At 56.5% G+C, this 17803-nt stretch carries 14 protein-coding genes; 5 read left to right on the forward strand and 9 right to left on the reverse strand.

The window, feature by feature from the left end; genetic code table 11:
* The first annotated feature begins 178 nt into the window (after window positions 1-178).
* From NOR51B_RS00295 to NOR51B_RS14745, 3 genes are read left to right on the forward strand one after another with little or no spacing between them, the layout of a single operon-like run.
* Window positions 179-1189 (forward strand): zinc-binding dehydrogenase, encoded by a 1011-nt coding sequence (locus NOR51B_RS00295; RefSeq protein WP_009019727.1) that lies wholly within the window; start codon window positions 179-181, stop codon window positions 1187-1189.
* A gap of 7 nt (window positions 1190-1196) precedes the next feature.
* Window positions 1197-2711: a class I adenylate-forming enzyme family protein gene (locus tag NOR51B_RS00300; RefSeq protein ID WP_009020922.1), complete on the forward strand. Its 1515-nt coding sequence runs from the start codon at window positions 1197-1199 to the stop codon at window positions 2709-2711.
* Between the two features lie 32 nt (window positions 2712-2743).
* Window positions 2744-3412: a VOC family protein gene (locus NOR51B_RS14745; protein ID WP_009019698.1), complete on the forward strand. Its 669-nt coding sequence runs from the start codon at window positions 2744-2746 to the stop codon at window positions 3410-3412.
* Between the two features lie 57 nt (window positions 3413-3469).
* On the opposite strand, the gene NOR51B_RS00310 is transcribed toward NOR51B_RS14745, so the two are convergent.
* The 8 genes from NOR51B_RS00310 to NOR51B_RS00345 form a co-directional block, all read right to left on the reverse strand.
* A complete protein-coding gene (locus tag NOR51B_RS00310) occupies window positions 3470-5419 on the reverse strand; it encodes a CocE/NonD family hydrolase (protein ID WP_081443850.1) in 1950 nt (649 codons plus the stop codon).
* Window positions 5420-5443: 24 nt separating this feature from the next.
* A complete protein-coding gene (locus NOR51B_RS00315; RefSeq protein WP_009018968.1) occupies window positions 5444-7405 on the reverse strand; it encodes a CocE/NonD family hydrolase in 1962 nt (653 codons plus the stop codon).
* A gap of 87 nt (window positions 7406-7492) precedes the next feature.
* On the reverse strand, window positions 7493-8869 hold the full coding sequence (locus NOR51B_RS00320; protein ID WP_009020829.1) for a divalent metal cation transporter: 1377 nt from the start codon (window positions 8867-8869) through the stop codon (window positions 7493-7495).
* 26 nt (window positions 8870-8895) lie between these two features.
* Window positions 8896-10020: an aminotransferase class I/II-fold pyridoxal phosphate-dependent enzyme gene (locus NOR51B_RS00325; RefSeq protein WP_009020793.1), complete on the reverse strand. Its 1125-nt coding sequence runs from the start codon at window positions 10018-10020 to the stop codon at window positions 8896-8898.
* A complete protein-coding gene (locus NOR51B_RS00330; RefSeq protein ID WP_009021501.1) occupies window positions 10017-11429 on the reverse strand; it encodes an amidohydrolase family protein in 1413 nt (470 codons plus the stop codon). The genes NOR51B_RS00325 and NOR51B_RS00330 overlap by 4 nt, the downstream gene beginning before the upstream one ends.
* Window positions 11430-11455: 26 nt before the next feature.
* Window positions 11456-11650: a hypothetical protein gene (locus NOR51B_RS15475; RefSeq protein ID WP_040481431.1), complete on the reverse strand. Its 195-nt coding sequence runs from the start codon at window positions 11648-11650 to the stop codon at window positions 11456-11458.
* A 321-nt stretch (window positions 11651-11971) separates the two neighbouring features.
* Window positions 11972-12586: a trimeric intracellular cation channel family protein gene (locus NOR51B_RS00340; protein WP_009019641.1), complete on the reverse strand. Its 615-nt coding sequence runs from the start codon at window positions 12584-12586 to the stop codon at window positions 11972-11974.
* A gap of 172 nt (window positions 12587-12758) precedes the next feature.
* Window positions 12759-13337, reverse strand: coding sequence for a helix-turn-helix domain-containing protein (locus tag NOR51B_RS00345; RefSeq protein ID WP_050759374.1), 579 nt, complete (start codon window positions 13335-13337; stop codon window positions 12759-12761).
* 89 nt (window positions 13338-13426) lie between these two features.
* Here NOR51B_RS00345 and tdh point away from each other — a divergent pair, with 89 nt between their 5' ends.
* On the forward strand, window positions 13427-14455 hold the full coding sequence (gene tdh / locus NOR51B_RS00350) for an L-threonine 3-dehydrogenase (RefSeq protein ID WP_009019722.1): 1029 nt from the start codon (window positions 13427-13429) through the stop codon (window positions 14453-14455).
* Window positions 14456-14465: 10 nt separating this feature from the next.
* Complete coding sequence (locus tag NOR51B_RS00355) at window positions 14466-15662, forward strand: glycine C-acetyltransferase (RefSeq protein ID WP_009020466.1); 1197 nt, start codon at window positions 14466-14468, stop codon at window positions 15660-15662.
* Window positions 15663-15960: 298 nt separating this feature from the next.
* On the opposite strand, the gene NOR51B_RS00360 is transcribed toward NOR51B_RS00355, so the two are convergent.
* A partial coding sequence (locus tag NOR51B_RS00360) for an indolepyruvate ferredoxin oxidoreductase family protein (protein ID WP_154647694.1) occupies window positions 15961-17803 on the reverse strand: 1843 nt, incomplete at its 5' end.

Consider the following 17803-nt stretch of genomic DNA (forward strand, 5'->3'; position numbering starts at 1 on the left):
AGGAAAGATTGCCCTGACGGTTGAATTCCTTATGTTCATAATTGCAGATAGTAAGCTACCTCGAAAGCGCGAAAGCCCTCGGCAATAGTTTTTCAACCGTTGTACGTAGCGAGCCCTCAATGGTCGAGGTAATCTGCATGACGGTCACCATTATCCGTGTTGCCCCGCAGGAGCTCCCATGAAAGCCACACTCACTGTCGCCCACGGCGACCGCTCGATGCTGCAGTTTCGCGACGATCATCCCACCCCGACGGCTGGAACTGGCCAGGTGGTGGTGAACGTCGCAGCGTGCGCCGTCAATTTCCACGACGTATTCACCAGGCGGGGCATGCCAGGCATTACCCTCGATCTACCCGTCGTGGTCGGCTCTGATATCGCCGGCACCGTAGCGTCGGTGGGCAGTGACGTCGATCAAAGCTGGGTGGGCAAGCGTGTACTGGTTGACCCGGTTTATTTCCACGATGGCAAGCCGCACATGATCGGGGAAACCGTCGACGGTGGCCGTGCAGAACAGGTGGCCGTGCCAGCGGAAAACCTTATCGAACTTCCCGACAGTGTCAGTTTCGAGGCTGCCGCCAGCCTGCCATTAGCCTACGGCACGGCCTGGCGAATGATGGTCACCATCGGCAACGTAACCGAGGGCGAAAAGGTCCTGGTGCTGGGTGCCAGCGGCGGCGTCGGCGCGGCCTGTGTGCAGATAGCCAAGCTGCGCGGCTGCGAGGTGCTGGCGTGTGCGAGCAGTGAGCAGAAGCTGCAGCGCCTGCGCGATATTGGCGCTGATCACGTTCATAACTATGTAGAAACACCGTTCCTCGACGGCGTGAAATCTGTTTATGGCAAGCCACGCTTAGATGGTAGCGGCGGCGTTACGGTAGCCGTTAACTTTACTGGTGGAGACACCATGCCTGCTACACAGCGCTGCGTTTCTTTGGGCGGCCGTATTCTCACTTGCGGTGCAACGGCCGGTTACGACCTACAGGTCGACGCACGCTACTGGTGGAGCTATGAGCACAAGATGTTGGGTTCAGACGGCTGGAAGCGCAGCGATCTCGAGGCACTGGTGGCGCTGATTGCCGAGGGCCGACTCGATCCAGTGGTGGACGTGGAGCTGCCCATCAGCGAGGCAGCTGAGGCCGAGCGCATGATCGAAGATCGGGAGGTCTTCGGTAAAATTTTGCTCAAGCCCTGAGCGCCTGATGAACAGCTCCGTCGCTTCGTTTACCAACCTCGGCGACTGCCTGCGCCTCCCAGCCCGGGCAAGCAATGAAGCTCTGATTGCACTCGACGAGTGCGGTGCGGTACTGGAACGCCTGACTGCCAGCGAGGTGGATGCGCGCATCAATACGGTGGCCAACCGTCTGCAGCAAGCGGGGCTCAAACCGGGGGAACGCGCGCTGCTCCTGGGTGGCAACAGTCTGCCCTATCTGCTTGCTTACCTGGCCACCATGCGGCTTGGCGCGGTCGCGGTACCCTTGAACCCTGTACTTCCCGAAGCGACCCGCGAGCACGTAATTCAGGATGCGGGCTGTAGCCTGTGTTTCCACGACGCCGATTTAACCGGCCTGCCCACCAATATCAGGCTTATCTCATTTGACGACGACAGTGTCTTTGCAGCAGACGAAAATCTGGCCAACTTCAGCTGCTTTGACCCCGGGCCGGATGACATTGCTGAAGTGCTCTATACCTCCGGTTCGACGGGCGCCCCTAAAGGAGTTCCTCTGACACACCACGGCCAGTGCTGGGCGCTGACTCACTACTTCAACAACCTTGAGGGCGAAACACCTGAGCGTATTGCCGTGGCGACACCGCTTTACCACATGAACGGCTTCTTCCTTACCACCATGGCCCTTTCCAATCGGATGGCCATACACCTGATGCCCCGTTTCGACGCGGCCACCTGGCTGCAGGTCATCGCCGAAAACAGTATCGGGTATGTTACCGGCGTGCCAACTATGTTTGCTCTTGCCGCGCAGTTGAGCAATCGACCCTCAAAGGAGGCGCTGAAGCACGTGACGCAGGCGTTTCTGGGGTCGTCCCCGGTGTCGGATTCATTGGTAGCACAGGTGCTGACGCTTTTTCCTGAGGCCACAATCCGCAACAGCTACGGTACAACCGAAGCCGGGCCGATTGTTTTCCGCGACCATCCGGGGGGGCTGCAGCGCCCGCCTACCAGCGTTGGCTATCCCGTTGCCGATATCGACTGGCGGTTTAGCAACGGCTCCGATGTCGAGGGTCCGCTGGAGCTCTGTACTCCTGCGGTGTCGCCGGGTTATCTCAACCGACCGAATGCCAATGCCAAAGCCTTTGCGGCGGGCTGGTACCGAACCGGCGACATCATGCGGCGCGATGAAAACGGCTTCTTTTACTTCGTCGGTCGCGAGGACGACATGTTCGTTTGTGGCGGCGAGAATATTTACCCGGGCCAGGTAGAGGCGCTGCTGGAAAAGCACCCCGCCGTCTCTCAGGCAGCGGTGATACCTATGCCCCACACCACAAAAGGCCAGGCCCCAGCGGCCTTTGTAGTTCTGACACCCGGCGCCGTAAGTAACGAGGAGGCTATCAAGCACTTCAGTCTTGAGAATGGCCCGGCCTTTGCCCATCCCCGGCGTGTGATTATCCTCGATGCTATGCCGCTTGGAGGCACACGGAAGGTCGATCGAAGAGCCCTGGCGGCGCAGCTAGATGCGTTGTTAGCGAAAGACGCCAGCTAAGGTACTGCCTGAAAAAAGGATTTGTTCATTCCATGACACTGAGTTGCGAGATCGATCACGTGCTTATCGGCTGCCCATCTCTAGATGACGCCAATCTCTGGTTTGAAAACTGCACCGGCGTCAAGCCACAGCCTGGCGGTTCACACCCGGGTCGCGGGACCTGCAACGCGCTGGTTTCACTGACCGGTGAAACCTACCTTGAGTTGATCGCACCGGATGCAACGCAGAGCGCACGCTCGGTGGCGCGTAACGAATGTGAAAAGTTAACGGCTCCCGCTTTCTGCTGGTGGGCATTGCGCACCGATGATCTGTCGGGAACGCGAGACATCCTGGTTAGCTCCGGGGTCACCTGCAGCGACATATTACACGGAAGTCGCAAGACACCCGATGGGTTGACAGTAAACTGGAAACTACTGATGACAGCAGATGACGACCTCGGTTGCCATCTGCCCTTCTTTATCAGTTGGGCAAACGAGACGCAGCATCCCGGTGCCAAGCAGTCTGCGGGATCCATCGACCGGTTGACGTTTTGCGGGCCGCAAGCAATGCGCCTGAAAGAAATACTAAAAGCGGTAGGACTTAAAGCGGGCACCATCGATTACTTCGCCAGTGAAACGCCACGGCAGCGCCTTGACTTGCGCTTCAGAGAAACAATGTTCACCGTACTGGGGGCGGACGCCTTATTGCCCTCGTTGAGCTAACGGACCATTCAAAGAAGTCTGTTCATGCTAAAAGAAGGGCTTATCTCGGCGACCGAGTTACAGCGACGAGTTCAAACCTAGGACTTGCCAGCCGTAGACCCTCTCATGTGCCGTAGTCCTGCCCCCTCGGACGTCGAATAAAACCTGCGAAGGATACTTTTCCCCAAAGTAAACGCTGTTGCGCGCGACAAAAGGATCCTCCTGCTCATAATGCGGCGTCATAGTATTCATGTTTCGCGAAAACCGGGGAAAATTTGACGACGAGACTTCGACTCTGATTCTGTGACCCTGCTTGAAAGTATTGGCCGTATTCATTGGGGCAAATGTCACACGATAAACCTCACCCTCTGACATTGCGGGTGCCTGCGCCTCATATCCGTCACGCCAACTGACCCGCTGTATGTTCTCGTCAATGTTGTAGGCCGCTCCATCGGGAAACACATCAACGAGCTTTATCGTGAAATCTGTATCCGCTGCGTCGGAAGAAACATACAAAGTCACGTTGACCTCGCCCGCTACTTTCAAATCGTGCTCCAGCGGCTCACTAGTGTAAACGAGAACATCCGCCCGGGCTTCAACGGCTCGCTGGTCACGCATACCGTCTTTGTAGTCGGGCCCCATACAGCACGCGTCTCCGCCAACTGAAGGCACTGGGTTCATTGGGTCAAAGGTGAAGCTATCAGACCCATCAGCCGGCGTTTTCCTCTGGAGAACCCCGTCACCGAACAAACTGTTGGCACCCTCTCCGGACTCGAGGTAGAAGACATGAGGTTCAGCATCCGTCGGTGGCCAGGATTCCGATTCGACCCATATTTCATTACCCATGTCGTAGTACTGAACAGGAGGCACATTCCTGTTGAAACCATTGCTCTCGCCCTTCATAAAATGGTCGAAGAAGTCGAGAATCAGGTCATAAGCGCCGATATCGGCATTCGCGAATTCTCGGTCCCCGACTTCGCCGACGTCATCATCAAAGAAGTTGCAGTGAAGGTTGGGTCCCACTACCGCGTATTGAGCCTCTGAGGAAGCGCGTTTGGAGTTTTGCCGGGCATGATTAAACAGGGCAAGATTCGGGCCGACGGAAATGTCGAACCAGGAGTTTAACCAGAGCGCAGGCGTGTTGATCTGCATGGTGTCCGCGTAAAACAAACCACCTTGACGCCACTCGCCAGATGAAGGATCGCGATTGATCAGTTCCTCCCAGGTGGCGCTGGCCATACCGGCCTCATCGTTGATCTTGCTGATCGGCAGCGTTTTAAAAACCTCGCCCCAATCAGCCGGAGGCACAGACGGAGACAGGTCGTACCATTTTGAAATTTTCTCTCGCAGCTCTGGCGTCGTGGCCGCAGGGAAGAGCGGGCGCATGCCCGGCTGCATATAGTCATACATCCAGGCAGAAAATAATAACTGCACCGCGCCGCCGCGATAGAGATTACCGTGCTCGGTGTAGGGGCCGACTGCACCGATACCCGCACCTGCGCCGGCGGGCACTATCGCAGCCAGTGCCGGATGATCTGTGGCGGATAAAGCCAGCTGCCATTCGGCTGAAGAGGAACAGCCGTAGAGTCCCACTTTTCCATTCGACCACTCCTGTTCGGCGATCCAGTCCAGCATGTCGGACCCGTCCTTTTGCGGTCGCCCGAGAATCTCGTAGTCACCCTCAGAGAAAAATAAACCACGCTCGTTCTGGAGAATCACAGCGTACCCGCGATCAATCGCTTTCATCATCCACGCAAGACGGAATGCCGGGAGCGGGTCGTAGTCATAAGGAAGCCGATTCAGAATGGCCGGTATTTTGCCCGTAGTGTTTTTTGGTATGTAGACGTCCGTCGAAAGATGAACACCATCGCGCATCTCTACATTCAGCTTACGGTGTGCGGTAACCTTGGCCAGGAACTGCTCACGCAGATCTTCGACTGTGGTTACGGCGTAAGATGTATCAGCCATTCCCAGCCGCGCTGTCAATGTCAGCATTACGAAGCTGGCTATTCTCCAACCTTTAGTCATTGGATACTCCTAAGAAACCACGTGTCAGTGTGTTTGCACTGTCGTTCTCGGCTGCGGAATCACAGGCAGCTCGACGTAGGACGCTGCCTCAGGCCCATGAAAAATCGTCACCCTAGCCGGCCGATATTCTGAGTCCCGCGCATTATCTCCGCCGGTATTTAAGTTGCGCCCATAGCTGGGGAAGTTAGAACTCGTCACTTCAATGCGAATTCTGTGCCCGACATTGAAACGGTTTGCCGCCACCAGCATGTCCAGGTCAATCGGATAGAGCTCACCGGGCTCCATCATCACCTCTCGGTCAAATCCTTCACGATAGCGAAGACGCAGATAGCCCTCCTGAATCGGATAGGCCTTGCCATTGGGGAAAACATCCAAAAGCCTGACGGCAAGATCGGTATCAGTAACATCAGTAGACAACCATATTTTCGCCCGCAGGCTCCCCGTTATCTCGAGTGCATCATCGAGGGGCTCGGAGGTGTATACGAGCACGTCCTCGCGCGTTTCAAGGGCCGATGCCTCGTACGCGCCTTGCTGAACCGCTTTCAGTCCTGTGTAGACCGGGTCTGCAGGATCATAAGTGTAGATATCCCTACTCTCTGCTTTCGGGGGCTCGAATGCCAGTCGACCATCACCCAGCCGAGTGTTTGCCGAGCCATCGCTGCTTAAATACACCTTAGTTCGCTGGGTGCCTGGAAGTGGCCACTCGTTAGCGGCACGCCACTCATTCGCCCCAGGCAAATAGTACTGAATTGCTGGCATGTCACTGAAGCCGTTATCGAGACCTTTCAACGTGTAGTCAAACCACTTTAGATACGTCCCCCAAAAATCAAAGCGCGCGTCACCCAATTCGCGATCACCGGACACTGCGGCCGAGGTGACGGTCTCTGCGTTGCAGTGCGACAGTGGCGAGACAATGACAAACTGGTTGTTTCGCGCCCAGGTTGACTCCGCCCGGTTTTTAAAATGCTGGTACTGCAGGAAGGTCTCGTTAACGCCATAGTCATGCCAGGAGTTGATGTGTAGCGCCGCACCATCAACTGTGGTGTCGTCCTCTAAGTAATCGCCCCCATCCCACCAGGGATCCAAGGGTCCCCGGGTCGCAAGATTGTCCCAATCAGTCGGCGGAGAGTCCAGCACATCGTCGATCTCGACAACCGGCAAATGCATTAATGCATCCTTCCACTGCTTGGAGACATTGCCCTGCTCATCAAACAGCTCGGCCATTGACCCCACGTCTGGTGCGGGCTCAAAAAAATCACGGATCGCCAGATAGTCGTCTCGGTTCAGTTTATGAGGCGGCCGAAAAAACAACTTGGAACCCAAGTAATGGGTCCACAAGGGGATCGTCAGATTCTGCACCCCGCCCCGAATCCAGAACTTGGCCATAGTGCCGCCAGCCGTGCCATGGCCTGTGGCTGCCGATTGGGGGACAATCGATTTGAGGGCGGGATGAAGGGTCTGCGCTGCCTTGATCGTGTTTGCTCCCGGAATTGAGCAGCCAATCATTGAGGCCGAACCGCTGAACCAATCCTGCTCTTCAAACCAGTCCAGAGTGTCAGCCGCATCCTCAACATCATTGTTCAGAACGACATAGTCACCCTCTGACTCGAACTTGCCGCGCCGATCTTGCACTGCGACCGCATAGCCGTGACTGGCAAAATAATAGGCCTGGTTGGCCGATGATATCGGATCGTCGGGGTTGGCGCTGCGACGCGCTGCCTTGTCGTAGGGGGTGCGCTCCATGATGACCGGCAGCTTGCCCTCATGGCCCTCGGGAAAATAGAGGTCTGTAGAGAGGCGTACGCCATCGCGCATGGGAATGAAGTGACTGCGTTCTACCCGCACTTCGTAAGGCCCCTTTGCGAATGGCACGGTTTGGGGTTCATCCAGTCCTTCAGCTGAAGCAAACACGGTGGATGGACTCAAGAAAAGACTGGACAGCAGTACCACCGAAAGATAGCGGGCGCCCGGGAAACGAAGACTCATACCTATACCTTGTTCGATAAATCACTCACATCTTTAGAAGATCGCATGCGAATCACAGCGGGAAACACACCTCTGCGGGCCCCGGCTTTACCAAAGCTCCATACGGTTGAACACCCAGATAATCGCCACGCAGTTCAGCAGCGTGACCTGAACGAGAATGCCGAGGTTCCAAATATAGGACTTCGAACGGTTCTCGTGCATAACTTCGCGGTCATTCAGGAGGAGGAAGAACGACCAGCCAACCACGTTGTTGGTAACGGACAGCAGCGCAGCAATGACGATGATCAACAGAATCGGACTCGGCAGAAACGCACCAAAAAGGCCAATCTGAGGCAGGAGAATGCAGAGCTTCCAGCGCAGGCTGCTGACATCCGGCTCCCACTCAAAAATCTCATGCATGCCAATGGCGCTGACCACGCCCAGGATCACCGAGGTGGTCACGGGAACGGCCAGAAACCCGATCATGAATGCGATCGCCGCAAACTGCTCACCAAGGAGTGGCACCAGTGCGGCAGAGAGCGCGGCCGCGGTTTCCGGAAGATCGCTTTTGCCATAGAGCGTTGCCGCAAACACCGACACGACGATGAACGAAACAACGACAAACGGAAGAGCCAGGCCTACGATCGTATCCATGCGGGCCAGTTTTTCGTGTTTCGGCCCCCAGCCTTTGGCAAGGCCCGCGTAGTGGTAAAACACCCAGTCGACGACACCGATGGCAGCCGCGGATGAGGCAATAAAGATGTCGATGCCTTGTTGTCCGCTGGGCAGCCAGGGAATAAAAAAGCCGTGCAAGGCTGCCGGCCAGTCCACGCCGACCACCACCAGGCATGCGCCAAAGCAAAGCACCATGAGCACCAAAGCACCCTTCATGAAATTTTCGACAAACACCACGCCACGGCTGCCGCGACCGTAGCGCAGCGAGATCCAGGCGGTTAGCGCCACGTAAAGTGGCCAATTCCAGGATTGGGGCAGATGCAAACCCACGCGCTCGCCGACTGACTCAATGAGATGGGTACCCAGAGCGACCTGGCCGAAGTTAAAAACAATAGCAACGGCGAGCAGCCCGATCGCTCCGGTGAGGACCTTCGCCATGAACCAGCCGTGGCGCTCGCGCTGCTTCTGCATCACTCGAAAACCGCCGTGAGTGGTAAAGCGGGCCATCGCTGCCATCATGAACAATCCCGACAGCATAGCCACCCAGGTCACCCACAGCAGCTTGTAGCCGAACGCTGCGCCAGAAAGCATGGCCGAGGTCAGCGTGCCGGCACCCAGCGTAGCCGCGGCGGCCATAAATCCCGGCCCACCAAGTTTCAGGTAACCAAACAAGCGTATCGGTAGCGGTTTTTCGGCCAGAGCGTCGAGTAAATCTGCCTCTGCGTCGAGCTGCTCCACCGGGATAGCGTCGGCCAGCGGGTAAATACGATTGCCGTAGTGTGCCGGCGTGCCCTCGGGTGCATTACTCATTACGTTACCGCCCTGTTGCTGAGTTTTTATGTTGGATTGGCGCTACGCCAACGATAGATCGCGTCGCAAACATGCTGGAAGTCTTCATCGGTATGATCTCCGAACACCGACAGACGAATCATGCCCCCGGGCCCGGCGGCGATGTAGTTACTGTGCAGCACGTAGATGCCTGCATCAAAAAGCGCACTCTGCAGCCCGCGCATGTGCTCAAAATCACCTTCCGCAAAGGCTATGATCGAAGCGGGTGTATCCACAATATCAAGCCCCAGTGCCTGCAGTTGCTTTCGCAGTGACGATGCCTTGTCGCGCAACAATGCTGAGAGCTCCGGTGTCTCACGGACCATATCCATCGCCGTCGCTGAAACGAGTGCGGAGATGGGGGAGCCCGGTGATGACCCGCGCAGCGCCCGATTGGCACGCGCCAGGGCCACCTGCTTATCACTGCCGACAAACACCGAACCCTGGCCGCAAAGACCTTTACTTAAGGTCGTGCCGACATGTGCCCGTTCGCCCAGGCCAAAGTGGTCAATAGCCCCGCGACCATTGGGACCGACGACCCCGGCCGCGTGGGACTCGTCGACAAACAGGTGACCATCCCGGGATTCTGCAAGGGCGTAGTAGCGATCCAGCGGCGGTAGCTCGCCGGTGGTAGCAAAAACACCATCAGAGACCACCAGAGGTCGCTGCCCCTCGAGTTCATTCAGGACGCGCTCAAGATCGTCACAATCGGCGTGCCTAAAGGTCTTAACCGCTGCGTCGCTGAGCGTTGCGGCATCGGCGAGACACCAGTGCGCCATTTCGTCGAGCACCAGCACGTCGTACTCAGGCCTCAGACCGGCAAAACCCGCAGCGCCAATCAGGTAACCCGAGGGCAGATATACAGCAGCCTCAGTGCCGTAAAATGCGGCAGCCGCGGCCTCAACCCGCTCGAAAGGTTCGTCATAGCCGCCGTAATCGCGCACCAGGTAGCGCGAGAACGGAACGCCGTCGTCAATCGCCTTCCGCGCTACCTCCCGCATTTCCGGGCGATCACCCAGCGCGAGATAATTGCAGCCGGCAAAGTTGAGGAACGCTCGGTCATCGACCATCAGCGTACGCCCGCCGCCGCGGGCAATACGGTGTACCCCTAACAGAGACGCGGCAGCGCTCACTCTGCTGCCACCGCGCTTTGTTCATCCATAGCTGCTTCGAGGTCAGCGAGACTGTGCCAGCGGCCATTCAGAAACACCCCGGACAAGTCCCATAGCGCCGAGAGATCCTCCAGCGGATTACTATTGAGCACCACCAGATCAGCACGCTTGCCCACGGCGACAGTCCCGCGGTCATCCGCAATCCCCAGATACCGCGCCGGCGCGATGGTGGATGCCTGCAGCGCCTGGAAGGGCGTCAAGCCGGCCTCGGCAAAGCTTTGGATCTCATCAATGACCGTAAAGCCCGGCACATAGCCAGGCACCGCTGAATCGGTGCCGGTCATGAGGCCGGCCCCGGCGTCACTCAGCGCTTTGATGAATTCCAGCATTACCGGATAAGCCTCGCCCAGCGCATCCCGTGATTCGGCAGAGAAGATTGCATCCAGCCCGGCCAGATCCTGCATACCCTGCTGCATAGCCGGCAGCAAACGCGTAAAACGTGGATGCTCAATCACCCTGGTGCGGGTCGCCGGGTCGAACAACATTCGGTTAACCGCCAGGGTCGGGACGTTCCAAACGCCAGCGGCAACGGTTTTACTCACCAACTCGTCGCGACGCTCAAGTGTCATTCGATTCCAGGAGCTGAACCTTTCCCGCGAGCGTCCGCCATCTGCCCAGAGGCTGGCCACCGGCACGCCATCGAAGTCGTAGCCGCGCAGGTGTTCGATGGAGCTGATCCCTGACTCTAATGTGGCATCAATACCCACATCAAAAGGCACATGGCCCATAACCGGTAGTTCGTGCGCTTGGGCCGAGGCCATGATTGCGTCAAACACTTCGGAAGAGGTCGTGTGGTAGATTTTCAGGCCCCAGTAACCAGTCTCAGCGTAATCCGCGACTAGGGGCTCTACCGCCGAGGGGTCGGTGACTTTCACCGTAAAATCCCAGACGTTGCGCTCGCCCTCAAAAATCGGGCTGGCTACGAAGAGGTCCGGACCAATCCAGTCTCCTGCTGACACGCGGGAGCGATAGGAGAAATGTCCGGGACTACCCCCAGCATCGCGCACCAACGTTACGCCGGTGGCTGCGTAATTTAGAAGCTGGGCCTCAGCCACAGGCGTATACGCGACCTCTTCTTCCTCATTGTTGAACCCGTAAATGTGCGCGTGCATATCGGCAAGGCCGGGCATGAGGTATCGGCCTGCGCCGTCTATCCGGTCAGCGCCGACGGGCAGCGTTACAGTGCCCGCCTCGGCTATCGCAACAATGCGTCCATCAGCGATAACCACCGTCTGATTCGGTATAGAGCGCTCGGAGTCCATCGGGATGACTGTGACACCGGTTACTGCGGTGACCCCTGCTCCAGCGGCCGCTGTAAGCGCGCTGCCCGCAAGCAGCAATGCCGCCGCAAAAACGCCCTTAAGTTTCAAAGTACATGCGTTTATGGATTGACCCCTCATTCTGATGGCACCGCGAGCAGAGCGATAAATAGCACTGATAGAGTAAAGCCCACCGCTAGCAACACGTGGCCGCCTTGGTTGCTCAGCACTTGGGACAACCCATACAGTGCCAGCGCGTTCGCCATCATATTTGCGAGCAGTCCCCAAGCGCGGATGCGCATGGGCCCCAGCGGGCGATCCAGCCATTCCATACGATTCTCCCTGCCGGCTTGCGCCGAAAAATTGCGAAGCTTCAGGATAGAGACACGTAGGCACCTCGTCAGCATCCAGACTATCGCTATTGGTTGAAATTGTTAGCTAGAGGAGCTGATTCAAAACCGCGTCTCGACGACCGTTTTGGAAATGTCATCGGTTAATACTTGTCGACGCAACATTGATGCGCCGAGCGGTCGGCAAAGCAACCACCCGTCAATCAACTTCCGGCGCCAAGAATGGCGTTGCAGCCGTTGTGCTATCGCGGAGCATCGCCATGGCCCAGAGCTACCTTGCAAACAAGCCGCATGGCGTTTAGCTCACCGTCCATCACCATATTTAGGCAATCTCAGGTCAAAAATAATCGCACAGGCCCGCAACCCAAAACCGAAAAGTATTGCCAGTGGGAGGGCGATCGCTTCCACCACCTCGAAAAATGCCAAAAGGGTGTAACTGACCGCACCTACCATCGCCGCTGTGACATAGATCTCGGGCGCCAGTAACACGGGCGTGCGGTTAAGAAACGTATCGCGAATCAGCGAACCAAAAGTTGCCGACATCACACCCATGCCAATCGCCACAACAGCGGGCGCGCCCAACTGGATCGCCTTTACCGCGCCCAGCACGCTGAATAGCGCCATTCCCACCGCATCGGCCCACAGCAACAGTTTTTGCAAAGAATTGAACTGCGGGGCTAAAAACCAGGTTGCTAATGAAGCTCCCAAGCACACCCATAGATATTCGTTCTGATAGAGCCAGAAAACAGAGTCAGCACCAAGCAGCAGATCGCGTAGCGTCCCTCCACCGATACCAGTGATCGTTCCGAACAGAATGAAGCCTAGTATGTCGTTACGCTCTTCAGCTGCGGCCAAAGCCCCACTGACCGCAAACACCGCAGTAGCGAGTAAATCGACCCCTGTGATTACACCACCCATTAACATTCGACCGCATTGACCGGCGTATTGAATACATCGATCGCCCGACCACCCAAGGCGGTTTCTTTGCAATTGTGATGGCTATTTACGCTCGTTTCGAGCATTACGCCCTTGACGCGGTACTGCGTAGGCTGAATCCACTCAGGCTGCGTTTGGTTTGCCATATCAGGCACTAACTGTAAGTGACCACGAGAAAGGCCCGAAGTTGTTCGCAGCCAGGATTGCTCACACTGTGTGCCACATCGGCTCGGTAGTAAGCCGAATCGCCAACATTCAGAGCCGACTCGCTGGCCTCAGTCACAACGGCGGCCCGGCCGGCGGTTACCGTGAGCAACTCCCGGGTGCCAACAAAATGCGGTGCGCTGCTCAGGGCAGCACCTGGCGCCAACACCAATTCATAGAATTCGACATTTTTTTCCATATGCAATGGAGAAAGGGTGCGAATCCGGCATTCCTCATCGTCGCGAAACAGGTTGCCCGGATCGCTGCCATGCACCACCTCAATCGGTGAACCCAGGCTCGGGTCATCGACCATTTCTCCAATGCTCAGCCCAAAGGACTGAGCAATACGATACGTCACCGCGAGGGTGGGGTTGGCCTTACCCCGCTCGATCTGACTTAACATGGAGCGCGACACCCCGGATGCTGACGCCAGTTGGTCCAGGGTCTGACCGTTGTTCTGGCGCATTTCAACCACTCGCTGCCCAAGCCGAAGAGCAGCGGGATCGATTGCTGGTTCAGAGTTGGACATAAAAAATCCGCTATAAAGGAAATGTTTCTTGTATATAAAAAACCTGCCGTCTAGCATAGCGGAAAGTTATCCGCCCTAGTGGAATTCTGTTGAAAGCACTGATCAAGAAAGAAGCACGCGAGGGAATATGGCTGGAGGATGTTCCTGAGCCCGAGGTCCAGATCAATGACGTCCTGATCAAGGTCAAGCGCACCGCCATCTGCGGCACCGACATGCACATTTACAACTGGGACGCGTGGGCTCAGAAAACCATTCCCGTACCGTTGGTAGTTGGCCACGAGTTTGTCGGTGAAATTGTCAAGGTGGGTTCCAACGTCAATGACTTTCGCCCGGGACAAATTGTCTCCGGTGAAGGACACGTGGTGTGCGGCCGCTGCCGCAACTGCATGGCGGGTCGCCGCCACCTGTGCAACCAGACCTCGGGTATCGGTGTGGACCGCCCCGGTTCCTTTGCCGAGTATGTGGCCCTCCCCATGTCCAATGTCTGGGAGCACAACCCAGGCATCGATCTCGACGTGGCCTCGTTGTTCGACCCATTTGGCAATGCCACCCATACCGCCCTTCAGTTCGACTTGCTGGGCGAGGACGTGCTGATTACCGGCGCCGGACCCATTGGCGCCATGGCCGCGGCGGTCTGCAAACACGCCGGCGCCCGCCACGTGGTCATTACCGATGTCATCGACTCACGGCTGGCGCTGGCTAAAACGCTGGGCGCTACCCGGACGGTGAATGTAACCCGTGAACGTATCGCCGACGTGCAAAAAAGCCTCGGTATGGAAGAAGGTTTTGATGTGGGGCTGGAAATGTCGGGCAACCCCCAGGCTTTCAACGAGTTGATCGACAACATGTGCCATGGCGGCAAGATTTCGATCCTGGGCATTCCCTCCGAGGATACCGCCATCGACTGGAACAAGGTCATTTTCAACATGCTGACCCTAAAGGGGATCTACGGTCGGGAAATGTATGAGACCTGGTACAAGATGTCGGTGATGATCGACTCCGGCCTGGACATCTCACCGGTGATCACCCATCGCCTGCCTTACACCGCGTTCCAGCAAGGCTTTGATGTTATGAACAGCGGGGAAGCCAGCAAAGTTATACTCAACTGGGATTTATGAGGAGCAGCGCGTGTACGATCGTTTTGGCGAATACCTGATTCAGGAACTGGAGGGCATTGAGGCAGCCGGTCTGTATAAGCAAGAGCGGCTGATTACCTCACCTCAGGGCGCCCACGTGGGGGTGAAGGGAGGCGAGGTACTCAACCTGTGCGCCAACAATTACCTAGGCTTGGCACAGCACCCGGAAGTCAATGCTGCCGCTGCTAAAGGCCTGGAGGAATGGGGCTACGGCATGGCGTCGGTACGTTTTATCTGCGGCACCCAAACCCTGCACAAGCAACTGGAAGACAAGATAAGTGCGTTTCTGGGCACCGAAGACACCATTCTGTATCCCTCCTGTTTCGACGCCAATGGCGGCTTGTTTGAGACCCTGCTCGGCGCTGAGGATGCGGTGATTTCCGACGAGCTCAATCACGCCAGTATTATCGACGGGGTGCGCCTGTCAAAGGCCCAGCGCTATCGCTACAAGAACAGTGACATGGCTGACCTCGAGACGCAGCTCAAGGCAGCGGATGCCGATGGTGCCCGCTTCAAGCTGATTACTACCGATGGGGTGTTCTCCATGGACGGTTACATCGCCCGCCTGGACGAAGTGTGTGACCTCGCGGAAAAGTACGGCGCCCTGGTGCACTTTGACGATTGCCATGCCACCGGCTTCATCGGTGCAAATGGTCGCGGGACCCATGAACACCGCGGGTGCATGGATCGGGTGGATATCATTACCGGTACTCTCGGTAAGGCCCTGGGTGGTGCCAGTGGCGGCTACACTGCGGCTAAAAAGGAGGTCGTGGCCTTGTTGCGGCAGCGCTCGCGACCCTACCTGTTTTCCAATACGGTGGCGCCGCCGGTGGTGGCCGGTGCAATCAAGGCCATCGACCTGGTAACCGAGTCACCCGAGCTGCGTCAGCGTCTGACAACCAACACCGCGGCGTTCCGACAAGGCCTTGAAAAACTCGGCTTTGAGCTGCTGCCCGGGAATCACCCCATCGTGCCGGTAATGCTCCACGACGCGGCCATGGCGACCCAATTAGCCGAGGCAATACTCGCTCAAGGCGTTTATGTGGTGGCATTCTCTTTCCCGGTGGTACCCCGGGATAAGGCGCGCATCCGCACCCAGATGTCGGCTGCACTGACTGACGACGACGTGCAGATGGCCATTGAGGCTTTTGGTCGAGCGGCCGCTGAAATCGGCTATCCGCTTCGGTGAGAGCGGCCCCTGCATCGAAGAATGCAAATCCTAATCGATGTGGTAAACGAATACTGATAAAAAACAGGCACATTAATGAGCAGAACAGGTTACTCCGGCCAGCCTTATCTAAACCCGAAAATAGGCCACAAGCGTCCGGGAAACCTAGATCAGTCCAACACCAACTAAGAAAGTGTCCAAAATCAGTTAACCACTTCAGTTTGGGTTATTCACGGCAGCGAACGCAGAGGAGCGGCCCGAAATCGGATCGGCGGGCAGCGACTCCAATTTTTCATACATAGTTATTCGCCTCGCCGATTCAGGCCACCTCCTGTATCTGTACCACGCTGGATGGATTATGGAAGCGGTGCAGGTATGCTTCACGCAACTCCCGATACTTAATAATGGACTTTTCCTTGACCGGTCCATATCCGCGTACCTGATCCGGCAGTGTTGCGCATTCAACGGCCACGGCAAGGTTATCTTGATTCAGGCCGTTCATAAGCTCTTCAATGAGTGACCGATAATCACCTATCAAAGCCCGCTCCTCGCGCCGTTCAGCAAAATAGTTAAAGGGATCTATTGCAGAGCCGCGAATTGACTTGAACCTTGCCAGCACTTTCAGCGCAACCATCATCCAGGAGCCAAACTGACGCTTCTTGGGGCGACCGTCCGCATCGAGCTCTCGATTAAAAATCGGCGGCGCCATATGGAACGTCAACTGATAATCGCCCTCGAAGGTTTCGCCCAATTTCCTCAGAAAATCACCGTCGGTATACAGTCGGGCTACTTCATACTCATCTTTGTACGCCATTAACTTGTAGAGGTACTTTGCCACCGAATCTGTAAGAGCCTGACCGTCGGGGCTTACTGATTGTTCGCAATCTTGTACCTTGGCCACAAAGTCCCGGTATTTTTGCGCGTAGTCTTCATTTTGGTAAGCCACCAACAAATTCGCGCGGTGCGCAATCAATTCTTCCAGGGATTTCGCCGGTTTCGGCTCGTCCATCAGACCCGCAGCCCTGGTGACATAAGAACACTCTTCAGCTGAAAGTCGACCCCAGGACAGTGCCCGCTTGTTTTCCTCTATGTTTACACCGTTCAGCTCAATCGCTTTCAAAAGCGCTTTGAGTGAAACAGGGATAAGACCGCGCTGCCATGCATAGCCCAGCAGGAACACATTGGAGTAGACCGTGTTACCCATTATCCGCTCCATCAGCACATTCGCCTGTACGATCTCTACTCTGTCCCCACCCACCGCACCGCGGAGGGAATCGATGCGTTCATTGATGTGAATATCGGCATTGCGATTCTGCACAAACTGACCACTGGGTATCTCGGTGTGATTAACCAGCACCCGGGTACGATTTTTTGCCAGCACCCTGATGCAACGCGGATCGGTACCAACCACAACGTCACAGGCCACCACTGCGTCGGCACGACCATCTGCAATACGCACCTGATGCAGGGTTTCCGGCGAGGAGCCAATTCGCACATGGCTTATCACCGCACCACCCTTCTGGGCAAATCCGGTGAAGTCCAAAACGCTCGCTCCCTTGCCTTCCAGATGAGCCGCCATGGTGATCAACTGACCCACCGTCACCACACCTGTGCCCCCAATGCCCGCTACCAACAGGTCGAAGTTGTGCTCCAGCGACTGCGGTTCAGGAGTGGGCAAAGCATCCACCCGCATTGTGAAATCGTCACTGTGGCCGAGAGCCGGCGCCTTCTTCAAACGCCCTCCTTCTACAGTGACAAAACTGGGGCAAAAGCCTTTCACACAAGAGAAATCCTTATTGCAGGATGACTGGTCAATCTTGCGCTTGCGCCCCAACTCTGTATCCAGCGGATAAATTGAAAGGCAGTTCGACTGTGCTGAACAATCTCCGCAACCTTCGCAAACAGCCTCGTTAATGAACATGCGCTTGTCTGGATCCGGATAATCACCGCGCTTTCGCATGCGCCGTTTCTCCGCGGCACATGTTTGGTCATAGATTAGTACGGATACTCCTGCCACCTCTCGCAACTCGCGCTGCACCGCATCGAGTTCGTCGCGGTGGTGAAAGGAAACATCGTTCGGGAACTGACTTTTATCGCGGTACTTTTCCGGCTCGTCGCTGAGTATGGCAATACGACGTACACCCTCAGCACGCACTTGATTG

Source organism: Luminiphilus syltensis NOR5-1B, assembly GCF_000158175.1.
Lineage (GTDB): Bacteria > Pseudomonadota > Gammaproteobacteria > Pseudomonadales > Halieaceae > Luminiphilus > Luminiphilus syltensis.